The sequence below is a fragment of the Xenorhabdus yunnanensis genome (assembly GCF_028598805.1).
Lineage (GTDB): Bacteria > Pseudomonadota > Gammaproteobacteria > Enterobacterales > Enterobacteriaceae > Xenorhabdus > Xenorhabdus yunnanensis.
The window spans coordinates 1-2,321 of record NZ_JAQRFI010000133.1; the positions used below are offsets into that span (position 1 = coordinate 1).

Below are 2,321 nucleotides of genomic sequence, written 5' to 3' on the forward strand. Positions count from 1 at the left end.
CAGGAATACATCAAAACACAGTGTAACTAAATGAGGTCATTATGAAATTTGAAGATTTACCAGAAGCATCACAACAGACAGCGCGAGAAGTATTGGCGGATATGCTGAGAATAAAATATCAACAGATATTTGATTTACCAGACAGCACGGCGAGATTTTTAGGCCACCGGGTGAGGGAAGCATTTGTGGCCTTGGAAAGTGAAGAGCCTAGTGTCATGAGTGACTCAGACTGTGCAGACACTGATTAGGTCTTTTTCAGTCCTTTCCATGTCCTACCTTTAGACTCAGTCACTAATACTGACGGATCCTTTTTTACTGATTTGGCTATCCCGTACGCCAAGTCTAAAACATCACTGCGATTTTTTGCATTGGAGCTGTAATCATACTCTGCTGAGGGCAAGTAATAACGCGTGCCACTATCGGCTGTAATTGTTTTCGTAAAACCTTTAGCTTTCATTTTCTCATAAAGGGTATCGTAATCATCTGAATCGGCCTTATGTAGTTCAATACGAACAGTAAATTGTGCCATTTTTCTTATTCCTCGTTTGACTGTGGAGTGACCAAGCTATCAGTTTTCCTTGACTGTGGAAAGTGAGGAACCCATGCCGTCTGAGTGGGTTATCAAAGCAGGCAATACAAGAAATTGCGGGGTAAGCATGGCTAATCTCAACGATCTATCCAACCAACTGGCAAAGATACGAAAGCAAATCCCGTTTGCCACCGCTCAGGCGTTAACGAAAGTGGCACGCCAGATAGAACAGGCTCAAAAAACCGCGTTAGAACGTAGACTGGAAAACCCAACGTCATTCACGGTGAAATCAGTCAGAAGTCAGGGTGCTCGCAAAGATAATTTGACCGCTAAAGTGTCCGTTATGCCAACCGCTGCCGGTTATCTTGAGCCGTTTGAGGTTGGCGGCGTTCACAAACTGAATGGGTCAGCCTTACTTAACCCCAAGAACGTCAAACTCAACAAGCATGGAAACCTGCCACGAAATAAGCTGAGTCAGTTAAAAGGCAAAGAGGATACGTTTATTGGCGAGTTATCCACCCGTTATGGCAATGATGTTAATGGGGTATGGCAGCGTAAGAAAGCCAAGAAAGTGAAAAAGAACAAGAGGCGGTTAAAACGCTCACCGAATGGCACCCGCAGACCGAGGCAGAAACAGCGACCGCCAAAACTGCTTATTCGGTTTGGTGATGCTCTGCCAGTTGAACCGATACTCGGTTATCAGGAACGGGCGCAACAAATGGCTCAATCGTTGATGCCTGCTGCTATCAGTCAAGCGTTGAACGAGGCGATACGAACAGCGAAGTAGTTTTTCCATATAAGGAACTTAATGATGAAATTTGAAGAACTAAGACCTGAATCACAACAAGCAGCACGGGAAGCTTTAGTGAATGCACTCAATATAGAAATGGAGTCTCGCCGCTATATTGATAATGACAGGGCGAAATATATCGCACGAAATATTAGAGACAGCTTTATCGCTCTTGAAACAGAAGATCCTAAACGAGGTAGCGGAAGTGATGAGGCTAAGGATGAAGAAGCGGGTGAGGATGTCAATTTGTGCGATTGTATATTGGTCGGCGGTGTTGATACTCAGGCAGATATGACTTGCGGTACGGTGTACGGTTGCAAGCAGAAAGGAGACGTTGATTTTCAGGTCATACTCAACCAGCGGAACAAAGAGATAGAGACCTTGGCCGCGGTCACAATGGCTAATATGGTCTAAAAAATATGAACTGGGACCGTGGTCCCATCTTATGACTTCGTATCAAATAATCCTATCTGGTGACAAACATGAATAAATCTAGCGATATAGAACGACTTAAAATGCTAAAGGAATGCATTGATTCAGTATTGTACGGTATTGAAACGGCTCAACGGGTCGGTAGCGAGACTAAAGCTGAAAAAATAGCAGAATCAACTCTCAAGATGTTAACTCTCTTTCAATCTCAGAAAGTAGAAGAATCACAACGCCAGCAGCATCGGGTAATGAGCCTGGATGGGGCTGTGATTTCAGGTGGTAACTATTTTGAGGAGATGTCTTTTGTTGGTAGTTGTATCGGGTGTGTAAAAGATAAAGAAACAAGGGCTATGGATAAGTCAATTCTGAAACGAGTACACGGTTCTGAAAAGTATCCAGTCACTTGGATTATCCAGCTAGGTGCAACAGACGCCTGGTTCAGTCGTGTAACAAACGGGCGCATAGATGAAGATTATGCCCCCGTTAACAGGCAAAAGGCTAACGTTTACGCGTCAGCTATTTTGAATGATCTTGAACCACCAAGACATCTTCAGAAGTCCGATAAACCGACTG

At 44.0% G+C, this 2,321-nt stretch carries 5 protein-coding genes; 4 read left to right on the forward strand and 1 reads right to left on the reverse strand.

The genetic code is table 11. The features are described from left to right. Positions 1 to 41 precede the first annotated feature (41 nt). Positions 42 to 248 carry a hypothetical protein gene (locus tag PSI23_RS21050; protein WP_273556904.1) on the forward strand — a complete coding sequence of 69 codons (207 nt, stop codon included), beginning with the start codon at positions 42 to 44 and terminating at the stop codon, positions 246 to 248. On the opposite strand, the gene PSI23_RS21055 is transcribed toward PSI23_RS21050, so the two are convergent. Further along, the gene (locus PSI23_RS21055; RefSeq protein ID WP_273556905.1) at positions 245 to 529 is read right to left on the reverse strand and encodes a DUF2622 domain-containing protein; all 285 of its coding nucleotides are present in this window, start codon (positions 527 to 529) and stop codon (positions 245 to 247) included. The genes PSI23_RS21050 and PSI23_RS21055 overlap by 4 nt on opposite strands. Before the next feature lie 127 nt (positions 530 to 656). On the opposite strand from PSI23_RS21055, the gene PSI23_RS21060 reads away from it, so the two are divergent. The 3 genes from PSI23_RS21060 to PSI23_RS21070 all read left to right on the forward strand — a co-directional run. Then, a complete protein-coding gene (locus PSI23_RS21060; protein WP_273556906.1) occupies positions 657 to 1,316 on the forward strand; it encodes a hypothetical protein in 660 nt (219 codons plus the stop codon). 21 nt (positions 1,317 to 1,337) lie between these two features. Beyond that, positions 1,338 to 1,733 carry a hypothetical protein gene (locus tag PSI23_RS21065; RefSeq protein WP_273556907.1) on the forward strand — a complete coding sequence of 132 codons (396 nt, stop codon included), beginning with the start codon at positions 1,338 to 1,340 and terminating at the stop codon, positions 1,731 to 1,733. Between the two features lie 101 nt (positions 1,734 to 1,834). Further along, positions 1,835 to 2,321, forward strand: a 487-nt coding sequence (locus PSI23_RS21070) for a hypothetical protein (RefSeq protein ID WP_273556908.1), incomplete at its 3' end; no start/stop codon positions are given.